The organism is Pseudomonas sp. PvP009 (assembly GCF_017832995.1).
GTDB classification, from domain to species: domain Bacteria; phylum Pseudomonadota; class Gammaproteobacteria; order Pseudomonadales; family Pseudomonadaceae; genus Aquipseudomonas; species Aquipseudomonas syringae.
Window position 1 is genome coordinate 4130364 of sequence record NZ_JAFIBG010000001.1, and the last position, 18337, is coordinate 4148700.

The window sequence follows — 18337 nt, forward strand, 5'->3', positions numbered from 1 at the left end:
AAAGCCCTTTGAAACCCTATCATCACATCTGTAACGTAATACGTGCATTTACGACAGTTTTTGCGTGCGCTGCCGATAGGTGTTACTAAGCTGAATCACGACTGAACCGTAGCTGAACAGCATCACCCGGCTCGATTCGCTATTCGCTCGTTAGACGTTGACGCGCTAACATCCTGAAATATTTTCTGCGTAGGGATTGGTAACTTGGCTGCATACCTCCATCCTGTCGCGCACGATCCAAGGAGTGATTGATGCGCGACAACATGTCCGATTCCAATGAAACCATTGATGCAGAGCAACCCGTCAGCCCACCGCGCCATAACTGGCGGGAGCTGCTGAGCAAATACCGACAGCCCATAGGGCTGGCGGTGATGCTGCTGTTGTTCAGCCTGGCCCTTATAGCCTGCCGCCACATGCTGGTCGAAATGGACTGGTATGCGCTGCACGATTCGCTGTTCGCAGTCCCCCTGCCCGCCCTGGGCGGTGCGCTGCTCGCGGCAATCGTCGGCTATATCATCCTGATGGGCTATGAACTGTCCGCCAGTCGGTACGCCAATGTCGACCTGCCAATCAAGACGCTGCTTCTCGGCGGCTTCACCTCATTTGCCATCGGCAATGCGGTCGGCCTGTCGATGCTGTCCGGTGGCTCGGTGCGCTACAGGCTTTATTCACGCCATGGCGTAGGCGCAATCGAAATCGCCCGCATGACCGTGTTCGCCAGCCTGTCACTGGGTTGTGCGTTGCCTCCACTGGCTGCACTGGCCACGTTGAGCAACCTGTCAGGCGCGTCACTGGCACTCAAACTTCCCGTGGACGTGCTGGCTGTAGTCGCTACAGCGGTGTTGATCGGCAGTCTGTTGCTGGCGGTGTTCGTCTACCGTCGCCGCCTGCCGGAACAGGACATCCCGCACAATATTCTGGTTCGTCTCGGTCGTCGCACCTTGCGCCTGCCGGATTTGAAGCTGACGCTGATTCAGCTGGTGATCACCGCGCTGGACGTCGCCGCCGCAGCGATGGTGCTGTACCTGCTGCTGCCGCATGCGCCGCCGCTGGGTGCATTCATCCTTATCTATCTGCTGGCGCTCGCGGCCGGCGTGCTCAGCCATGTGCCTGGCGGCGTCGGCGTGTTCGAGGCGATTCTGCTTGCGGCCTTTGCCAACGAGCTGGGTGCCGCCCCGCTCGCCGCTGCGCTGCTGCTATATCGCCTGATCTACGTGATCCTGCCGCTGCTGCTGGCCTGCCTTACCCTGCTGTTTACCGAGGCCCAGCGCCTGCTGCCGACCCGGCAGGCCATGCGCGTCGCTTCAGGGCTGGCGGCACCGATTCTGGCACTACTGGTTTTCTTGTCGGGGGTGGTGCTGCTCTTCTCTGGTGCCACCCCTGAAATCGACACCCGTCTGGAAAACGTCGGCTTCATGATCCCGCATCGGCTGATCGATGCGTCGCACTTCGGGGCCAGTCTGGTGGGTGTGCTGTGCCTGCTGCTCGCCCAAGGCCTGCGTCGTCGACTGTCGGCTGCATGGATGCTGACCTCTATTTTGCTGCTGGTCGGTGCAGTGCTGTCGATACTCAAGGGCTTCGACTGGGAGGAAGCCAGCATGCTGCTGCTGACCGCCTGCCTGCTGCTGACCTTCCGCCGTTCGTTCTACCGTCCAAGTCGCCTGCTGGAGCTGCCGTTCTCGCCGGTCTACCTGATTGCCAGCATCTGTGTGGTCGGTGCCTCGATCTGGCTGCTGCTGTTCGCCTATCAGGACGTGCCCTACAGTCATCAGTTGTGGTGGCAGTTCACCCTCGATGCAGACGCCCCGCGCGGCCTGCGTTCGGCGCTGGGCAGCGCAGTGCTGCTGGTCGTGGTTTCGCTGACCTGGTTGCTGCGTACCGCCAGACCGGTCATCAAGCTGCCCGACGCGGCAGACCTGGACAAGGCAGCCGAGATCCTCAAAGCATCCAAACAGCCGGATGGCGGCCTGGTGCTGACCGGCGACAAGGCAATCCTGTTCCATCCGGCCGGCAATGCGTTCCTGATGTACTCGCATCGCGGCCGCAGCCTGGTAGCGCTTTACGACCCGATCGGCCCCACACAGCAGCGTGCCGAGCTGATCTGGCAATTCCGCGACCTGTGCGACGTGCACCATGCGCGTCCGGTGTTCTACCAGGTACGTGCAGAAAACCTGCCGTTCTACATGGACATCGGTCTCACGGCCATCAAGCTGGGTGAAGAGGCGCGCGTCGACCTGCGTCGCTTCGACATCGACGCCAAGGGCAAGGAGATGAAAGACCTGCGTTACACCTGGAACCGGGGTGGCCGCGACGGGCTTTCGCTGGAAATCTACGAACCGGGCCAGGCGCCGATCGACGAGCTGAAAGTGATTTCCGACGCTTGGCTGACAGGCAAGAATGTCCGTGAAAAAGGCTTCTCGCTGGGCCGCTTCAGTACTGAGTACCTGAAGTACTTCCGCATTGCCATCGTGCACTTCCAGGGCAAGCCGGTCGCGTTCTCCAACCTGTTGGAAACCACCAGCCCGGAACTGGCCAGCCTGGACCTGATGCGCTCTCACCCGGATGCACCCAAGCTGACCATGGAGTTCATGATGGTAGGCCTGATCCTGCATTACAAAGCCCAAGGCTACGCGCGCTTCAGCCTGGGCATGGTGCCTTTGTCGGGCCTGCAGCCACGACGCGGCGCACCCATCACCCAGCGTCTGGGTTCGATGATCTTCCGCCGTGGCGAACAGCTGTACAACTTCCAGGGGCTGCGTCGCTTCAAGGACAAGTTTCAGCCCGATTGGGAACCTCGTTATATGGCCGTGCCTGCCGGACTTGATCCGCTTGTGGCACTGGCTGACACCGCCGCCCTGATTGCGGGCGGCCTGACTGGATTGGTGAAACGCTGATGATTCGACGCTCCTGGCGCCTTTTGCTCGCAGCTCTGGTAATTGTTCTTTTAATCGTGGCGCTGGGAGTCTGGGTCTGGACCCGCCCCGCTCCGCCCGCGTCACTGGAGCACTCCAACCTTGACGGTGGCGCGCCGCTGACCAGCGTAACGCCGGCCACCAGCATCAAAACCCGTATCGCACTGGCCGTCACCGCTGAAGACATGCTGACCGACAAGCAATTGCTGGCGATCAGCAAGGATGCGTCGGCACGCATCATTCAGGTGGTGTTGCCCAAGGACGACTGCGTCCTGCAGCAGAAGACCTTTCAGGACGCTCTGACGAAGCTCGACGGCCCGGCAACGGTCGTCGGTGGCATAGGCCCTGGCGCGACACTGGCCTGGCGCTGGCTGGCCGGACAGACCGATGACAAGGCGCAGGCCATTTCAGTAGATTTCGCGCTCGAGCATGCCTCGAACCCACCGCCCGTTTTGGAAGAAGACGAAAAGCCGCCACAGATCTGCGACGTACCGCTGCCACAAAAGGCTGCGCACGGGCACTGGCTGGCCGCCTGGAACGACGCGCCGGATGATCCGAGCGCAGCCTTCGTGCGCGACCAGACCAACGCCGACACCAGCATCAGCGACTACGACATTCCGCTGCCTCAGGTGCTCAACACCGAACTTCGTCATCTGCTGCTCGGCGAAAATGACAGTGGCGGACTGGGCATACCGACGGTCGAAGTCCCGGCCAGCCAGCCTTCCGATACCGTGACGCTGTTCATGTCCGGTGACGGCGGATGGCGCGACCTGGACAAAGTCGTGGCCGGTGATATGGCCAAGATGGGCTACCCGGTGGTGGGCATCGACGTACTGCGTTACTACTGGGAACACAAGACGCCGGAACAGACCGCCGTCGACCTCACCGACCTGATGAACCATTACCGTCAGAAATGGGGCACCAAGCGCTTCATTCTGGCTGGCTACTCGTTCGGTGCGGACGTCATGCCGGCGATCTACAATCGCCTGGCAGCGGACGATCAGAACCGGGTTGACGCAATCATTCTGCTGGCCTTCGCGCGCACCGGCAGCTTCGAGATTCACGTTGACGGCTGGCTTGGCAACGCAGGCAAGGAAGCCACCACCGGACAGGAAATGGCCAAGCTGCCAGCCGCCAAGGTGTTCTGCGTTTACGGCGTCGAAGAGAAGAAAGACAGCGGTTGCACTGACACCACCGCCGTGGGCGAAGCGGTCCAGTTGCCAGGCGGTCATCACTTCGATGAGGACTATCCGGCGCTGGCCAAACGCCTGATCGACGCAATCAACAAGCGTCAGGGCAAGACTACCGCTCAGTAACGCTGCAGTCTGCGACCCAAAAAAATCCCGGCACCGTGAGGTTGCCGGGATTTTTTTATCTGCGCTGCCGGACAACCCGGCCAACGTTTACATCTCCACTTGGGTACCCAGCTCGATCACCCGGTTGAACGGCAGCTTGAAGAAGCGCAGGTTGCCGTTGGCGTTCTTGAGCATGAAGGCGAACAACGCTTCACGCCAGCGCGCCATGCCATCCATCTTGGACGGGATCACCGTCTCGCGGCTGAGGAAGTACGTGGTGCGCATCGGACTGAAGTCCAGCTCCGGCAAGTGACACAAGGCCAGTGCAGCCGGCACATCGGGCTCATCGATAAAGCCGAAGTGCAGGATCACCCGATAGAAGCCTTCGCCATAGGATTCGACTTCGAAGCGCTGAGCGGACGGCACACGCGGCGAATCTTCATACACCACCGTCAACAGCACCACTTGCTCATGCAACACCTGGTTGTGCAGCATGTTATGCAACAGCGCATGGGGCACGGCGTCCGAACGTGCTGTCAGGAACACTGCCGTGCCCTGTACCCGATGCGGCGGCTGGACGCGAATACTGCCGATGAAGATCGGCAATGGCAGGCCGCCCTCGTCGATTCGCTCCGCAAGCAATTGCTTGCCGCGCTTCCAGGTGGTCATGAGGATAAACAGCACCGCGCCCGCCAGTACCGGGAAAGCCCCGCCCTGGAAGATCTTCGGCACGTTGGCCGCGAAGAACAGACCGTCCACCAGCAGCAGGCAGATCAGCAGCGGAACGGCCAGCAATGGCGGCCATTTCCAGAGCATCAGCATGACCGTCGACACCAGAATGGTGGTGCAGAGCATGGTCCCGGTCACCGCGACGCCGTAGGCAGACGCCAGCGCACCAGACGACTCAAAGCCGATCACCAGCAGAATCACGCCCGCCATCAGCGCCCAGTTGACGGCACCGATGTAGATCTGGCCTTGTGCGTCGCTGGAGGTGTGCTGGATGTGCATGCGTGGAATGTAGCCCAGCTGGATCGCCTGCAGTGTCATCGAGAAGGCGCCGGAGATCACCGCTTGCGAGGCAATGATGGTGGCCATCGTCGACAGACCGATCAGTGGCAGCAGCGCCCAGCCCGGCGCCAGCAGGTAGAAAGGGTTACGAACCGTTTCAGGATTGCCCAGCACCAGCGCACCCTGGCCGAAATAGTTGAGCAGCAGCGCAGGCAGCACGAGGATGAACCAGGCGCGTGAAATCGGCTTGCGGCCGAAGTGGCCCATGTCGGCATACAGCGCTTCGGCCCCCGTCAGGGCAAGCACCACAGCACCCAGAATGGCCACACCAATGCCCGGATGGATGATGAAGAAATTCACACCCCATGCCGGATTGACCGCTTTCAGCACTTCCGGCGACTGCATGATGCCGTAGACACCCAGCGCGCCGAGCACCAGAAACCAGGTCACCATCACCGGGCCGAACAGCACGCCGATGCGCGCGGTGCCATGACGCTGAATCAGAAACAGCCCTACCAGCACAACCAGCGCCATGGGCACGATCCAGTGATCGAGGCCATCGAACGCCAGTTCCAGCCCTTCCATCGCCGACAACACCGAAACTGCCGGGGTGATCATGCTGTCACCGTAGAACAATGCGGCGCCGAACAGTCCGAACACCACCATCATCATTTGCAGCCGGGGATGCTTGGCCGACGCGCGCCGCGCCAGGGCCATCAGCGCCATGATGCCGCCCTCGCCCTGGTTATCGGCACGCAGGACGAACGCCATGTATTTGAAGGAAACCACCCAGATCAGCGACCAGAAGATCAGCGACAGCACGCCGAGAATCGCGTCATGGGTCACGTCCACACCATACCCCCCCTGAAACACCTCCTTGAGGGTGTACAGCGGACTGGTGCCGATGTCGCCGTAAACCACCCCTACCGCGGCGATCAGCAACCCGATGGGCTTGGCAGCGCCTCCGGCCTCCGCATGACTGTTTGCTTGACTCATCCACTACTCCCGGAAACCAGACATGAGGTTCAACACTGAGAACATCACAAGGCGTAACAATTCAGATTCAGCCAGACATTGACATGCCTCGGCGCGATGGCGCGAAGCATAACGCAGCACTCGTCGTAATTCTTGGTGAAACGCAGATCATCGCAACGATCCGGCCTGCCTCCCTGCCTTGATCACTCTCTGTTGAAGGCGTTTTTCGAGGCAACGTTTCTCATGGAACGACAAAAATATCGGCCGGTCATTAATTAAGCCTGCCGCATCAGGGGTCTTCAAGAACCGCATCGACGCCCGGGCACCCTGATTACCTCTGACCGAGATGTCCTGATGACTACACAAAACCTGACTGTCCAGCCCTTGCCCTTCCAGCCCTCATTTGAAGTCGTCCCGGACGATGAAGCGCAGACCAGCAAAGAGCTGGTCGAAGCCATGCACTCCATCCTAGAGACCACGTATCAAGACACAGGGCACGCCATTCGCAGTGTGCACGCCAAGGCCCATGGCTTGCTCCACGGTCAGATTCAGGTCTACGGCGACCTGCCCGAGCCGTTGGCCCAGGGGGCCTTTGCCAGGCCCGGCAACTTCCCGGTGGTCATGCGCTTTTCGACCAACCCGGGCGACATCCTCGACGACAAAGTGTCCACGCCCAGAGGCCTGGCCATCAAACTGGTCGGCGTCGAAGGCCCGCGCTTGCCTGGCAGCGCAGAGGCAACCACTCAGGATTTCGTCATGCAAAACGCCAAGGCCTTTACCGCCAAGGACCCCAAGGCCTTCCTGAAGACCTTGAAGCTGCTGGCCAAGACGACCGACAAGGCGCCGAGCATGAAACGCGCGCTGTCTGCCGTCCTGCGCGGCATCGAGTCGGTGATCGAGTCTGCCGGTGGCGAAAGTGGCACACTGAGAAGTCTCGGCGGGCACCCGATGACCCATATCCTCGGCGAGACGTTCTACACCGTCGTACCGTTTCTATACGGCCCCTACTACGCCAAACTCAGCGTCGTGCCCGTCTCTGCCGAGCTGACTGCGCTGACCGACAAGGCTGTGGACCTGAAAGACAACCCGGACGGTCTGCGCGAAGCGGTCAAAGCGTTCTTTCTTGAGCACGATGCCAGTTGGGAAGTCCGCGTCCAGTTGGCCACGGACCTGGAGAAAATGCCGATCGAGGACGCCTCGGCGATCTGGCCGGAAGACCTCAGCCCTTACGTAGCCGTCGCTCGAATCGATGTGCCCCGCCAGTCTTCGTGGTCCGAGCAAAACATCCAGGAAATCGACGAAGCCATGGCATTCAGCCCATGGCATGGCCTTGAGGCGCATCGTCCGTTGGGCGGCGTCATGCGCGTACGCAAACCTGCCTATGAACACTCGGCGGGCTTTCGCAGTCAGCACAACGGTTGTCCGATGCATGAGCCGCGCCGCTGAGAGCATGTGAAAGTCAGTTCAGGCCTGCACAGGTGGGCCTGGACTTCATTCAAAATGTCACCGTCACCCGTTGCAACATCGGCCATCCTCCTCGATACACTGCGTGTAACCGACTTATTGTCGGTGGTGATGCAATCGGCTAAGCACGCGCTGGCCCCGGCTGCCTCTCGCGTACGTCGTAATTCTCATGCAAACGCTGGTCATCCTGCCCACTCGCCGCTAGAATTGCGCACTTTTTGATCAGAGGCGCAGCAAGCGCCCAGTCAGCGCCTGCGCTTCGCGCCCGGGCGCCCTTCACGCCGAGGTTTGCCATGTCCACCGTCACCACGCCGTCCGCCCCCAAGGTTGGATTCGTTTCACTGGGTTGCCCAAAGGCACTCGTTGACTCTGAACGCATCCTGACCCAACTGCGCATGGAAGGTTACGAAGTCGTTGCGACCTACGAGGACGCCGACGTAGTAGTGGTCAACACCTGTGGCTTCATCGATACGGCCAAGGCCGAGTCGCTGGAAGTGATCGGCGAAGCCATCAAGGAAAACGGCAAGGTCATCGTGACCGGCTGCATGGGCGTCGATGCGAGTGTCATTCGCAATGTGCATCCGAGCGTGCTGTCGGTGACCGGCCCGCAGCAGTACGAGCAGGTGGTCAACGCGGTGCACGATGTCGTGCCGCCCCGCAAGGATCACAATCCGTTGATCGACCTGGTGCCGCCACAAGGCGTCAAGCTGACCCCGCGTCACTACGCGTATCTGAAAATTTCCGAAGGCTGCAACCACAGTTGCAGCTTCTGCATCATCCCGTCGATGCGCGGCAAGCTGGTCAGCCGCCCGGTGGGTGATGTGCTGGACGAGGCCAAGCGCCTGGTCAAATCCGGTGTGAAGGAGCTGCTGGTTATTTCCCAGGACACCAGTGCCTATGGCGTTGACGTCAAATACCGCACCGGTTTCTGGGACGGCCAGCCGGTCAAAACCCGCATGACCGAGCTGTGCCAGGCGCTGGGCTCGATGGGTGTCTGGGTGCGCCTGCACTATGTCTACCCGTACCCGCACGTCGACGAACTGATCCCGTTGATGGCCGCTGGCAAGATCCTGCCGTACCTGGACATTCCGTTTCAGCACGCCAGCCCGAAAATCCTCAAGCTTATGAAACGTCCGGCCTTCGAAGACAAGACCCTGGCACGCATCAAGAACTGGCGCGAGCAGTGCCCTGACCTGATCATCCGTTCGACCTTCATCGTCGGCTTTCCCGGCGAAACCGAAGAAGACTTCCAGTACCTGCTGGACTGGTTGACCGAAGCGCAGCTGGACCGGGTTGGCTGCTTCCAGTACTCGCCGGTTGAGGGCGCGCCTGCCAATCTGCTGGACGCGGCCATCGTGCCGGACGACGTCAAACAGGATCGCTGGGATCGTTTCATGGCTCATCAACAGGCAATTAGCGCTGCTCGCCTGCAGATGAAGATCGGCAAGGAGATCGAAGTGCTGATCGACGAAGTCGACGATCGTGGTGCCGTGGGCCGCTGCTTCTTCGACGCCCCGGAAATCGACGGCAACGTGTTCATCGGCCTGGAAGACGGCAGCACCGTTCAGCCCGGCGACAAGATCATGTGCCGGGTGACCGATGCCGACGAATACGACCTGTGGGCCGAAATGCTCTAAGCGCTCTCCCTGGTCGCAAGCGAAAGCCCTGTCCTTTAACCGGCAGGGCTTTTTCGTCTCTGGCTGCTGTCTATCCAGGACAAGCTGAAAGGAGGACACGAGATGCCGTTGTATACGCCGGATACCCATGATTACCCGGAATTGACCGAGGTATGGGAACGCTCGGTGCGCGCGACCCATGACTTTCTGCCAGACGCCTACATCACCCGGCTCAAGGTGCTGCTGCCGCAATATCTGGGCAGTGTGACCCTGTTCTGTACCCGGGATGAGCAGCTCAACATCACCGGCTTTGCAGGCACGCGTAACAGCCGTCTGGATATTCTGTTCATCGAACCTGACCATCGCGGCCAGAAACTGGGCACACAGCTGCTGAATCATGCAATCGAGCAGTTCAATATCCGTGAACTGGACGTCAACGAGCAGAATACGCAGGCGTTGGGGTTTTACCGCAGGCATGGTTTCGAGGTTGTCAGCCGCTCTGAAGTCGATGGTCTGGGCCAGCCTTACCCCATGCTCAGAATGCGCCTGACCGGCCGTCACTGACATCGATTGCAGCGCAAATGCAATGTTGCCGCGATTAACCGTCGCCGGGCGGTTACAATGGCGACTTTATTTTAGCAAACGGCTTTTTTGTCATGACAGACCCCATTCGCCTTTCCAAACGCCTTATCGAGCTGGTCGGTTGCTCCCGCCGGGAGGCCGAACTGTTTATCGAGGGTGGCTGGGTCACTGTGGACGGCGAGGTCATCGAAGAGCCGCACTTCAAGGTCAGCACCCAGAAAATCGAGCTCAGCCCGGACGCCAAGGCCGACTCCCCGGAGCCTGTGACGATCATCCTGCACAAACCCGCCTCGGCAAGCGCCGAAGAGGCTTTGCAGATGATTACGCCGGGCACGCTCTCCGTAGAGCACAGCTACAGCAAGCGTCCGCTCAAGGGTCATTTCATGCGCCTTGAGGCGATTTCAAGCCTGCAGGCCAATGCCAGCGGCTTGATGGTGTTCAGCCAGGACTGGAAGATCCTGCGCAAGCTCACCGATGACCGCAGCAAGATCGAGCAGGAATACGTGGTGGAGATCTCGGGCGAGATGGTTGCTCATGGCCTCAACCGGCTGAACCACGGTCTGACCTACAAAGGCAAGGAGCTGCCAGCCGTGAAAGCCAGCTGGCAGAACGAGAACCGCCTGCGTTTTGCGATGAAAAATCCGCAGCCCGGCATCATCGCCCTGCTGTGCGAGGCCGTCGGCCTGAAGATCGTCGCCATTCGCCGCATCCGCATCGGCGGCGTGTCCATGGGCAAACTACCCGAGGGCCAGTGGCGCTACATGACGGCCAAGGAAAAGTTCTGATCCTCGCGCCACCCACCTTATTACAGCGCGCATGGCCACCGTCATGCGCTGCCCTACGACTTATCAGGAACCACGCCTCATGATGAACAACGACGTACTGCGCAGCGTGCGCTACATGCTCGATATCAGCGACAGCAAGATTGTCGAAATCACCGCACTGACCGGTTTTGAAGTGTCGAAGAGCGATGTCATCGCTTTCATGAAAAAAGAGGAAGAAGAAGGCTACCTGGATTGCAGCGATGAAATCATGGCGCACTTCCTCGATGGCCTGGTCTACTTCAAGCGTGGCAAGGACGACAGCCGCCCGCCACAGGCGATCGATTTGCCGATCACCAACAATATCGTCCTGAAAAAACTGCGCGTGGCGTTCGAACTGAAAGAAGACGATATGCACGCCATCCTCAAATCGGTCGACTTCCCGGTTTCCAAACCAGAACTGAGCGCTCTGTTCCGCAAGGTCGGACACACCAACTATCGCGCCTGTGGCGATCAACTGCTGCGCAATTTCCTCAAGGGCCTGACCCTGCGCGTGCGCGGCTGAACCAGCCTCGATGAGCTACAACGTCTCCCCTGTCGGCTTCGTGCGCTCCTGCTTCAAGGAGAAATTCGCCATCCCGCGCCAGCCACAGCTGGCCCCGGCGGCACGCGGGGTGCTGGAGCTGTTGGCACCTTTCGATCAGGGTGAAGCGGTTCAGGGGCTGGAACAAGTCAGTCACGTCTGGCTGCTGTTTCTGTTCCACCTGGCGCTGGAAGACAAGCCCCGCCTGAAGGTGCGCCCGCCGCGCCTGGGTGGCAACCAGTCGATGGGTGTGTTCGCCACCCGCGCAACCCATCGCCCCAATGGCATCGGCCAGTCGGTGGTCAAGCTGGACAAGGTCGAGGCCGGGCGACTCTGGCTGTCCGGCATCGACCTGCTGGATGGCACGCCGGTGCTGGACATCAAGCCCTACGTACCCTACGCCGATGCAATTGGCGATGCGACCAACCACATCGCCAGTGCTGCGCCAGCCCTGATACCGGTGCACTGGCAAAACGCCGCGCTGCAACAGGCTCGTGAACACGCGCTGCGCCTGAATGAGCCGCTGGTCGAACTGATCGAGCAGTGTCTGGCCCAAGACCCGCGCCCGGCCTACCAGCTACCCACGCCGGAACGTCGCTATGGCGCTCAGTTCTGGGATCTGGACGTGCGCTGGCACTACCCGCAGGCCGGCGTGATTTGCGTGCTGGAAGTACTGCTCGCCTGAAGCTGCTGCTGGTCTGAACTGATTGGGGCGAAAAAATCCGCGCAAAAAAACCGCCTGATCCACTCAAGGACGAGGCGGGTCTTGTGCAGCCGGCTTACTTCTCGACGAACGCACGCTCGATCAGATAGTCGCCCGGCTCACGCATACGCGGCGAAACGGTCAGGCCGAAGCTGTTGAGCACTTCGCTGGTCTCGTCGAGCATGCTCGGGCTGCCGCACAACATCGCACGGTCATCCTGCGGGTTGATCGGCGGCAGGCCGATGTCGCTGAACAGCTTGCCACTGCGCATCAGGTCGGTCAGACGGCCTTCGTTCTCGAAGGGCTCGCGGGTGACCGTCGGGTAGTAGATCAGCTTGTCACGCAGCGCTTCACCGAAGAACTCATTCTGCGGCAGATGCTCGGTGATGAACTCGCGATAGGCGACTTCGTTCACGTAACGCACGCCGTGGCAGAGGATGACTTTCTCGAAACGCTCGTAGGTTTCGGGATCCTGGATGACGCTCATGAACGGCGCAAGGCCGGTACCGGTGCTCAGCAGGTAAAGATGCTTGCCCGGCTTGAGATCGTCCAGCACCAGCGTACCCGTAGGCTTCTTGCTGATGATGATCTCATCGCCTTCCTTGAGGTGCTGCAACTGGGAGGTCAGCGGGCCGTCCGGCACCTTGATGCTGAAGAATTCCAGATGCTCTTCCCAGTTCGGGCTGGCAATCGAATAGGCACGCATGAGCGGACGACCGTTTGGCTGCTGCAGACCGATCATCACGAACTGACCGTTCTCGAAACGCAAACCAGGGTCGCGGGTGCACTTGAAACTGAAGAGGGTGTCGTTCCAGTGGTGGACGCTGAGGACACGCTCGTGGTTCATGTTGCTCATGTACGTGAGGACTCCTGAAAAAATAGTGCGCGCAGAAGCACTGCGCTATTGCGCGACATTCTAGTGGCAGACACAATATCTGTTAAATGAATTATCAAGATATAGGTTATCGGTTATATAGATATGCGATTTACTCTCCGTCAGCTCCAGGTATTTGTGGCCGTCGCCCGGCAAGAAAGCGTCTCCAAAGCCGCGGTACTGCTTTCGCTTTCGCAGTCGGCTGCCAGCACCTCCATCACCGAGCTGGAGCGCCAGTCGAGCTGCCAGCTGTTTGACCGCGCCGGCAAGCGCCTCAGCCTTAACGCCACCGGCAGGCAATTGCTGCCGCAAGCCGTCGCGCTGCTCGATCAGGCCAAGGAAATCGAAGACCTGCTCAATGGTAAATCAGGCTTCGGCTCGCTGGCGGTCGGGGCGACGCTGACGATCGGCAATTACCTGGCGACCCTGCTGATCGGCGGCTACATGCAGCGGCATCCGGAAAGCCAGGTCAAGCTGCATGTCCAGAACACCGCGCATATCGTGCAACAGGTCGCGCACTACGAGATCGATCTGGGCCTCATCGAAGGCGATTGCAGCCACCCGGACATCGAAGTGCAATCCTGGGTCGAAGACGAACTTGTGGTGTTCTGCGCCCCGCAGCATCCGCTGGCCAAGCGCGCCCAGGTAACCCTGGAAGAGCTGACCCATGAAGCCTGGATTCTCCGGGAACAGGGCTCCGGCACACGCCTGACCTTCGATCAGGCGATGCGTCATCATCGTAACGGGCTGAATGTCCGACTGGAGCTCGAGCACACCGAAGCCATCAAACGCGCAGTCGAATCCGGGCTGGGCATTGGCTGCATCTCCAGACTGGCGCTGCGCGACGCCTTTCGTCGCGGCAATCTGGTCGAACTGGCCACGCCGGAGCTGGACCTGGCCAGGCAGTTCTACTTCATCTGGCATAAACAGAAATACCAGACCTCGGCCATGCGCGAGTTTCTCGAGCTGTGCCGCGCGTTCACCGCCGGGGTGCAGCGCAGCGACGAGATCGTGCTGCCCAGCCTGTATTGACGGTCTGTATCGAAAGGCGTCAGCCCAGCAAAATGATCGCCCACACCAGACCGATCATGCTCAAGGCAATGAACTGGGCAGCACTGCCCATGTCCTTGGCGTTCTTGGACAGCGGGTGCAAGTCCAGGGAGATACGGTCAATGGCCGCCTCTACGGCCGAATTAAGCAGCTCGACGATCAGCGCCAGCAGGCACACGGCTACCAGCAGGGCATGCTCGCCCTTGCTGACGTGCAGAAAAAACGACAGCGGAATCAGGACCACGTTGAGCAGTACCAACTGGCGGAAGGCCGCTTCACCTTTGAAGGCTGCGCGCATACCGTCCAGTGAGTAACCAGCGGCGTTAAGAATACGTTTCAGACCGGTTTGGCCTTTGAAGGGCGACATAGAGAGGCTGCTGTGTAAAAAAGATGAGGAAAGCTAAGGCAATAAAGGTCAAAAAAGCGTGAATGCTCGCAACCTGAAAGCCGTCAGCTGGACGAAATGGACTCAAGCTGCTGTAACAACAATGCTGCCTGGGTACGCGTGCGTACGCCAAGCTTGCGGAAAATCGCCGTGACATGTGCCTTGATGGTGGCTTCGGACACGCTGAGCTCGGAAGCGATCTGCTTGTTCAGCAAGCCTTCACAGACCATCGTCAACACTCGAAACTGCTGCGGCGTCAGGCTGGCAAGGCCTGCGCTGGCAGCCTTTGCTTCGTCTGAAACACTGATCACTTCATTGACCTGCGGCGGCCACCAGACGTCACCATCAAGCACCGTGCGTACCGCCTGCTGAATGACTTCCAGCGAGCTGGATTTGGGAATGAAGCCGCTGGCACCAAACTCTCTGGAGCGCACCACGATAGAGGCTTCTTCCTGCGCCGAGACCATGACCACCGGTATCTGCGGGTACTGGCCACGCAACAGGACCAGACCGGAGAAGCCATAGGCACCAGGCATGTTCAGGTCCAGCAGAACCAGATCCCAATCAGCCTTTTCCCCTAGGCGCGACTCAAGCTGGGCAATGCTTTCTGCCTCGACCAGCCTTGCGTCAGGCCCCAGGCCGATGCTCAGCGCCTGATGCAGCGCACTGCGAAACAGGGGATGATCATCAGCGATCAGGATGTCGTAGGTCATGTAATGATCCTGTTTTTATAGTGAGGGGCCGAAGAATCGGCCGCCCAGCGAGGCTGGCGAACGCTCGGCGCGAAACCCGTAGCGGGCTCCGGCGCACTGCCAGACCAGATGAATCGGCTTCCAGGCGGCGCCAAGCATGCCCAGCATGGCCATGACGGTCAAGCGCGAAGCGTCGATACCCGGGAACATAGATGGCAATTAGCCAAACCCGCGCAGTTCGACCGCCACTGGTTATGAACAGCCTTCAAATGAAGGCCTTCAAATGGGTATGCGCCACGTCGTCGGGATCAATCGGGTTCTGATACTTGGCGCCCAGATAATGAGCGCTGAACACGTCCAGATAAGCATCCAGCACGCCGCTGGCACTGGCGTCACCAGCCAGTTCCAGACAGAGGGCGGCCACTTCCGCCGTGCAGAAGTGGTCGTCGCGCCTGGATCGACGCAAACGGTAGCGCGAGATCTGCTCGGGTTCCAGACTCAAGACCGGAAACCGCTCCAGATAAGGACTCTTGCGAAACATCTTGCGCGCTTCGGTCCAGGTAGCATCCAGCAGAATGAACAACGGGCGCTTGCCATCCAGGCGCGAGACCTTATTGACCACGCGCTCCTCGGCGACAAATTCTCCGGGAAAGACGATGTAGGGCTGCCACTGCGGGTCGTCCAGCAAGGCGAGCAATTGCTCATCGACCTCTATCCGCGACCAGAGGAAGGCATGAGTGTCCTGGATGACATCGGCAATCAGCCAACCGGTGTTGGTCGGCTTCAAGGGCTCAGTGTCATACATCAGCAGGCAGATGCCTGAGTCGGCAGCGACGCTGGGTCGCCATTCGCACAGACAATAGCTGGAGATAACCCGACATTCTGGACAGCGCGGCGCGCGCGAGCCACGGGCAATAAAAGGCCTGGTACTGCGGGCCAGACGCTCATCGCGCAGGCGGGAAACGGCATGGCTCATTACAGGACACGCCTGCGGGGGAAAGACATCGACACCACAAAGACTCGGCAGGATTAAAGTCCGCGCAGTTTATCAGAGGCCCGGCACTTCAACGCGCTTTCGGTACCGAGGCCTCTTTTCGCACAGAGCCTAGGCCCGATCAAGGCTCCTGCTCTATACTGCTGCGCCACAGCACCCCGCGCTATCGGTGGGCTGCCCGGAACGCACTTTGAAGTCGCTGGTCCAACGGCCAGTGACTTAATCAGGAGAGTTTAATGCTGCGCCTTATCGTACCCACCCTTACGCTTTTGCTCGTTGCTCCACTGTGCGCCCAAGCGGCGTCGAAACAGGAGTTCGAACTCAGCAAGATGCTGGAAAAAGTCGCTAAGGAAAGCAGTGTCGGCACGCCGCGAGCGATCAACGAAGACATCCTCGATCAGGGCTATACCGTCAGCGGCAACCAGTTGATCAACCACCTGAGCGTTCGTGAAGGCCAGGCCCAGCAGATGCGCGCCAATCCGGACGTGATGCGCAACCAGTTGGGTAATAGCGTTTGCCACAACAATGGTTTCCGCCAGTTGATGACCAAGGGGGCCGTACTCAAGTATCAGTTCACCGAGTACAAGACCAACCGCCCGGTTGTGACGCAGACCTTTCAGGCTTCCGACTGCACTGTAAAGCCCAAGCAATAAGCCACGCCCGACATGTAGCCGCCCCCGCGCGCCTGTCCCTCAGGCGCGTCAGTCGATCAATACTCAAGACATCCTGCAACTAATCCACCCTGGCAATGAACAGGCAATGGGTAGCCTTTCTCTGCAAACCGGGACATCATCGGTTCAACACGCCCCACTGGGCCATTGATCCTGCAGGAGGAAAAATCCCGAATGCCGTATGTACCTGACGATCTTCTATCCCGACACTTTCAAAGCGACGGTCTCGACCTGACCAGCAAGATTGAAGAGCACATCAATGAGGTGGCTCCGGGCACGAAAAACCTGCCGCTGTACCGCGACATGATGCTCACGGTGCTGCGCATGGCCCAGGATGACCGCAACCGCTGGGACGTCAAGATAACGCTGCAAACCCTGCGCGAACTGGACAAAGCCTTTCGGGTGCTCGAACGCTTCAAGGGCCGCCGCAAAGTCACTGTGTTCGGCTCCGCCCGTACACCAATGGAACATCCGCTATACGCACAAGCCACAGAGCTGGGTGAAAAACTGGCCCGCGCCGACATGATGGTCATCACCGGCGCAGGCGGCGGCATCATGGCGGCAGCTCACGCCGGTGCAGGCTTGAAACACAGCCTCGGGTTCAACATTACCCTGCCTTTCGAACAGCACGCCAACCCGACGGTAGAAGGCAGCGAAAACCTGCTGCCCTTCCACTTCTTCTTCACGCGCAAGCTGTTCTTCGTCAAGGAAGCCGACGCGCTGGTGCTATGCCCAGGCGGGTTCGGAACTCTGGATGAAGCCCTGGAAGTGCTGACGCTGATACAAACCGGCAAAAGCCCATTGGTGCCTGTTGTATTGCTGGATACGCCTGGCGGGAGTTTCTGGCAAGGTGCGCTGGACTTCATCAAGCATCAGTTGCAGGACAATCACTACATTCTGCCAGCCGACATGAAGCTGATGAGGCTGGTTTACAGCGCCGACGAAGCGGTGGAAGAGATCAACCGGTTTTACGCCAACTTCCATTCCAGCCGCTGGTTGAAAAACAAGTTCGTGATCCGTATGCATCATGCGCTGAACGAACAGGCCCTGGAGCACATGCAGGAAGCGTTCGCTGACCTGTGCATCAATGAAAACTTTCATCAACACAGTTATCAGGGCGAAGAGCACGATGAAGCGCAATTCAGTCACCTGACACGACTGGCGTTCACCTTCACAGGGCGCAATCAGGGCAGACTTCGGGAACTGGTGGATTACATCAATCAACAGGAAAACTGGGAAGACGCTTCAGCGACAAGGGACGCAGCTCGGAACCGGACGCCACAGTAAGCCCCCCGGATATATCAGTCATCTCCGCCACGGCCGCTTAACAAGCGGCCGATCATTTCCAGCGGATAGCCGCGATAACTCAGAAAACGCCCCTGCTTGGCTCGCTCGCGCGCATCGACAGGCAAAGCACCGGCAAACTTGCGCTGCCAGAGCTCGTGAAGCTTCTCCTGCCAATCAACGCCGCACTCCCTTAGAGCCTGCTCAATGTCGGCACGTTGCAAGCCACGCTGACCAAGCTCTTCGCGAATACGAACGGGACCGTAGCCCGAACGTGCCCGGTAAGAAACGAAGCTTTCGAGGTAACGGGATTCAGAGAGCAGTCCTTCCTCGACCAGACGATCAAGGGCTGCATCGATAAGCTCGGGGGGAGCGCCGCGCTGACGCAGTTTACGCGTCAGCTCGACTCGACCGTGCTCGCGACGTGCGAGCAGGTCCATTGCAGTGCGCCTGACGGCGACGGGTGTATCGAGCACGGCAGGCATGGC

18 protein-coding genes are annotated in these 18337 nt (G+C 59.6%); 11 read left to right on the plus strand and 7 right to left on the minus strand.

Annotated elements, in window-relative coordinates:
* Positions 1 to 251: 251 nt before the first annotated feature.
* Both mprF and JOE29_RS17690 read left to right on the plus strand, forming a co-directional pair.
* Positions 252 to 2894 carry a bifunctional lysylphosphatidylglycerol flippase/synthetase MprF gene (gene mprF, locus JOE29_RS17685; protein WP_003409381.1) on the plus strand — a complete coding sequence of 881 codons (2643 nt, stop codon included), beginning with the start codon at positions 252 to 254 and terminating at the stop codon, positions 2892 to 2894.
* A complete protein-coding gene (locus tag JOE29_RS17690) occupies positions 2894 to 4228 on the plus strand; it encodes a virulence factor family protein (RefSeq protein ID WP_210079726.1) in 1335 nt (444 codons plus the stop codon). Before mprF ends, JOE29_RS17690 begins: the two co-directional genes overlap by 1 nt.
* 87 nt (positions 4229 to 4315) lie before the next feature.
* On the opposite strand, the gene JOE29_RS17695 is transcribed toward JOE29_RS17690, so the two are convergent.
* Positions 4316 to 6211 carry a potassium transporter Kup gene (locus tag JOE29_RS17695; protein WP_003409377.1) on the minus strand — a complete coding sequence of 632 codons (1896 nt, stop codon included), beginning with the start codon at positions 6209 to 6211 and terminating at the stop codon, positions 4316 to 4318.
* A 333-nt stretch (positions 6212 to 6544) separates the two neighbouring features.
* Between JOE29_RS17695 and JOE29_RS17700 the strand changes: the two genes are divergently transcribed.
* The 6 genes from JOE29_RS17700 (at position 6545) to tsaA (ending at position 11881) form a co-directional block, all read left to right on the plus strand.
* On the plus strand, positions 6545 to 7636 hold the full coding sequence (locus JOE29_RS17700) for a catalase family protein (RefSeq protein WP_058443954.1): 1092 nt from the start codon (positions 6545 to 6547) through the stop codon (positions 7634 to 7636).
* A gap of 311 nt (positions 7637 to 7947) precedes the next feature.
* Entirely contained in the window at positions 7948 to 9291 is a 1344-nt protein-coding gene (gene rimO, locus JOE29_RS17705; protein WP_003390994.1) for a 30S ribosomal protein S12 methylthiotransferase RimO, read from the plus strand.
* Positions 9292 to 9393: 102 nt separating this feature from the next.
* The gene (locus JOE29_RS17710) at positions 9394 to 9834 is read left to right on the plus strand and encodes a GNAT family N-acetyltransferase (RefSeq protein WP_003390997.1); all 441 of its coding nucleotides are present in this window, start codon (positions 9394 to 9396) and stop codon (positions 9832 to 9834) included.
* Between the two features lie 92 nt (positions 9835 to 9926).
* On the plus strand, positions 9927 to 10637 hold the full coding sequence (locus JOE29_RS17715) for an rRNA pseudouridine synthase (RefSeq protein ID WP_003339519.1): 711 nt from the start codon (positions 9927 to 9929) through the stop codon (positions 10635 to 10637).
* A gap of 79 nt (positions 10638 to 10716) precedes the next feature.
* The gene (locus JOE29_RS17720) at positions 10717 to 11178 is read left to right on the plus strand and encodes a DUF1456 family protein (protein ID WP_003409371.1); all 462 of its coding nucleotides are present in this window, start codon (positions 10717 to 10719) and stop codon (positions 11176 to 11178) included.
* 10 nt (positions 11179 to 11188) lie between these two features.
* Positions 11189 to 11881, plus strand: coding sequence for a tRNA (N6-threonylcarbamoyladenosine(37)-N6)-methyltransferase TrmO (gene tsaA / locus JOE29_RS17725; protein ID WP_024650264.1), 693 nt, complete (start codon positions 11189 to 11191; stop codon positions 11879 to 11881).
* Positions 11882 to 11975: 94 nt separating this feature from the next.
* Here the strand turns inward: tsaA and fpr are convergent, their stop codons facing one another.
* On the minus strand, positions 11976 to 12755 hold the full coding sequence (fpr, locus tag JOE29_RS17730; protein WP_002554680.1) for a ferredoxin-NADP reductase: 780 nt from the start codon (positions 12753 to 12755) through the stop codon (positions 11976 to 11978).
* Positions 12756 to 12878: 123 nt separating this feature from the next.
* Between fpr and JOE29_RS17735 the strand changes: the two genes are divergently transcribed.
* Entirely contained in the window at positions 12879 to 13805 is a 927-nt protein-coding gene (locus JOE29_RS17735) for a LysR family transcriptional regulator (RefSeq protein ID WP_003339525.1), read from the plus strand.
* A 19-nt stretch (positions 13806 to 13824) separates the two neighbouring features.
* Here JOE29_RS17735 and JOE29_RS17740 read toward each other — a convergent pair whose 3' ends face one another.
* The 4 genes from JOE29_RS17740 to JOE29_RS17755 all read right to left on the minus strand — a co-directional run bounded on the left by JOE29_RS17740 (position 13825) and on the right by JOE29_RS17755 (position 15876).
* Positions 13825 to 14190, minus strand: coding sequence for a diacylglycerol kinase (locus JOE29_RS17740; RefSeq protein ID WP_003314336.1), 366 nt, complete (start codon positions 14188 to 14190; stop codon positions 13825 to 13827).
* Between the two features lie 83 nt (positions 14191 to 14273).
* Positions 14274 to 14921 (minus strand): response regulator transcription factor ErdR, encoded by a 648-nt coding sequence (gene erdR / locus JOE29_RS17745; RefSeq protein ID WP_003319664.1) that lies wholly within the window; start codon positions 14919 to 14921, stop codon positions 14274 to 14276.
* A gap of 15 nt (positions 14922 to 14936) precedes the next feature.
* Positions 14937 to 15119, minus strand: coding sequence for a hypothetical protein (locus JOE29_RS17750; protein ID WP_004418676.1), 183 nt, complete (start codon positions 15117 to 15119; stop codon positions 14937 to 14939).
* 46 nt (positions 15120 to 15165) lie between these two features.
* Complete coding sequence (locus tag JOE29_RS17755) at positions 15166 to 15876, minus strand: tRNA-uridine aminocarboxypropyltransferase (RefSeq protein WP_003391009.1); 711 nt, start codon at positions 15874 to 15876, stop codon at positions 15166 to 15168.
* A 254-nt stretch (positions 15877 to 16130) separates the two neighbouring features.
* Here JOE29_RS17755 and JOE29_RS17760 point away from each other — a divergent pair, with 254 nt between their 5' ends.
* Both JOE29_RS17760 and JOE29_RS17765 read left to right on the plus strand, forming a co-directional pair.
* The gene (locus JOE29_RS17760) at positions 16131 to 16547 is read left to right on the plus strand and encodes a quorum-sensing-regulated virulence factor family protein (RefSeq protein WP_003314332.1); all 417 of its coding nucleotides are present in this window, start codon (positions 16131 to 16133) and stop codon (positions 16545 to 16547) included.
* A gap of 192 nt (positions 16548 to 16739) precedes the next feature.
* Complete coding sequence (locus JOE29_RS17765) at positions 16740 to 17852, plus strand: LOG family protein (protein WP_003422071.1); 1113 nt, start codon at positions 16740 to 16742, stop codon at positions 17850 to 17852.
* 14 nt (positions 17853 to 17866) lie between these two features.
* Here JOE29_RS17765 and recX read toward each other — a convergent pair whose 3' ends face one another.
* Positions 17867 to 18334, minus strand: coding sequence for a recombination regulator RecX (gene recX / locus JOE29_RS17770; RefSeq protein WP_003339537.1), 468 nt, complete (start codon positions 18332 to 18334; stop codon positions 17867 to 17869).
* Between the last annotated feature and the right edge of the window lie 3 nt (positions 18335 to 18337).

What these genes read in the sequence shown, in the direction of transcription:
- mprF (WP_003409381.1), top strand. Translation starts at nt 252, where the DNA reads ATGCGCGACAACATGTCCGATTCCAATGAAACCATTGATGCAGAGCAA.
- JOE29_RS17690 (WP_210079726.1), top strand. Translation starts at nt 2,894, where the DNA reads ATGATTCGACGCTCCTGGCGCCTTTTGCTCGCAGCTCTGGTAATTGTT.
- JOE29_RS17695 (WP_003409377.1), bottom strand. Translation starts at nt 6,211, where the DNA reads ATGAGTCAAGCAAACAGTCATGCGGAGGCCGGAGGCGCTGCCAAGCCC.
- JOE29_RS17700 (WP_058443954.1), top strand. Translation starts at nt 6,545, where the DNA reads ATGACTACACAAAACCTGACTGTCCAGCCCTTGCCCTTCCAGCCCTCA.
- rimO (WP_003390994.1), top strand. Translation starts at nt 7,948, where the DNA reads ATGTCCACCGTCACCACGCCGTCCGCCCCCAAGGTTGGATTCGTTTCA.
- JOE29_RS17710 (WP_003390997.1), top strand. Translation starts at nt 9,394, where the DNA reads ATGCCGTTGTATACGCCGGATACCCATGATTACCCGGAATTGACCGAG.
- JOE29_RS17715 (WP_003339519.1), top strand. Translation starts at nt 9,927, where the DNA reads ATGACAGACCCCATTCGCCTTTCCAAACGCCTTATCGAGCTGGTCGGT.
- JOE29_RS17720 (WP_003409371.1), top strand. Translation starts at nt 10,717, where the DNA reads ATGATGAACAACGACGTACTGCGCAGCGTGCGCTACATGCTCGATATC.
- tsaA (WP_024650264.1), top strand. Translation starts at nt 11,189, where the DNA reads ATGAGCTACAACGTCTCCCCTGTCGGCTTCGTGCGCTCCTGCTTCAAG.
- fpr (WP_002554680.1), bottom strand. Translation starts at nt 12,755, where the DNA reads ATGAGCAACATGAACCACGAGCGTGTCCTCAGCGTCCACCACTGGAAC.
- JOE29_RS17735 (WP_003339525.1), top strand. Translation starts at nt 12,879, where the DNA reads ATGCGATTTACTCTCCGTCAGCTCCAGGTATTTGTGGCCGTCGCCCGG.
- JOE29_RS17740 (WP_003314336.1), bottom strand. Translation starts at nt 14,190, where the DNA reads ATGTCGCCCTTCAAAGGCCAAACCGGTCTGAAACGTATTCTTAACGCC.
- erdR (WP_003319664.1), bottom strand. Translation starts at nt 14,921, where the DNA reads ATGACCTACGACATCCTGATCGCTGATGATCATCCCCTGTTTCGCAGT.
- JOE29_RS17755 (WP_003391009.1), bottom strand. Translation starts at nt 15,876, where the DNA reads ATGAGCCATGCCGTTTCCCGCCTGCGCGATGAGCGTCTGGCCCGCAGT.
- JOE29_RS17760 (WP_003314332.1), top strand. Translation starts at nt 16,131, where the DNA reads ATGCTGCGCCTTATCGTACCCACCCTTACGCTTTTGCTCGTTGCTCCA.
- JOE29_RS17765 (WP_003422071.1), top strand. Translation starts at nt 16,740, where the DNA reads ATGCCGTATGTACCTGACGATCTTCTATCCCGACACTTTCAAAGCGAC.
- recX (WP_003339537.1), bottom strand. Translation starts at nt 18,334, where the DNA reads ATGCCTGCCGTGCTCGATACACCCGTCGCCGTCAGGCGCACTGCAATG.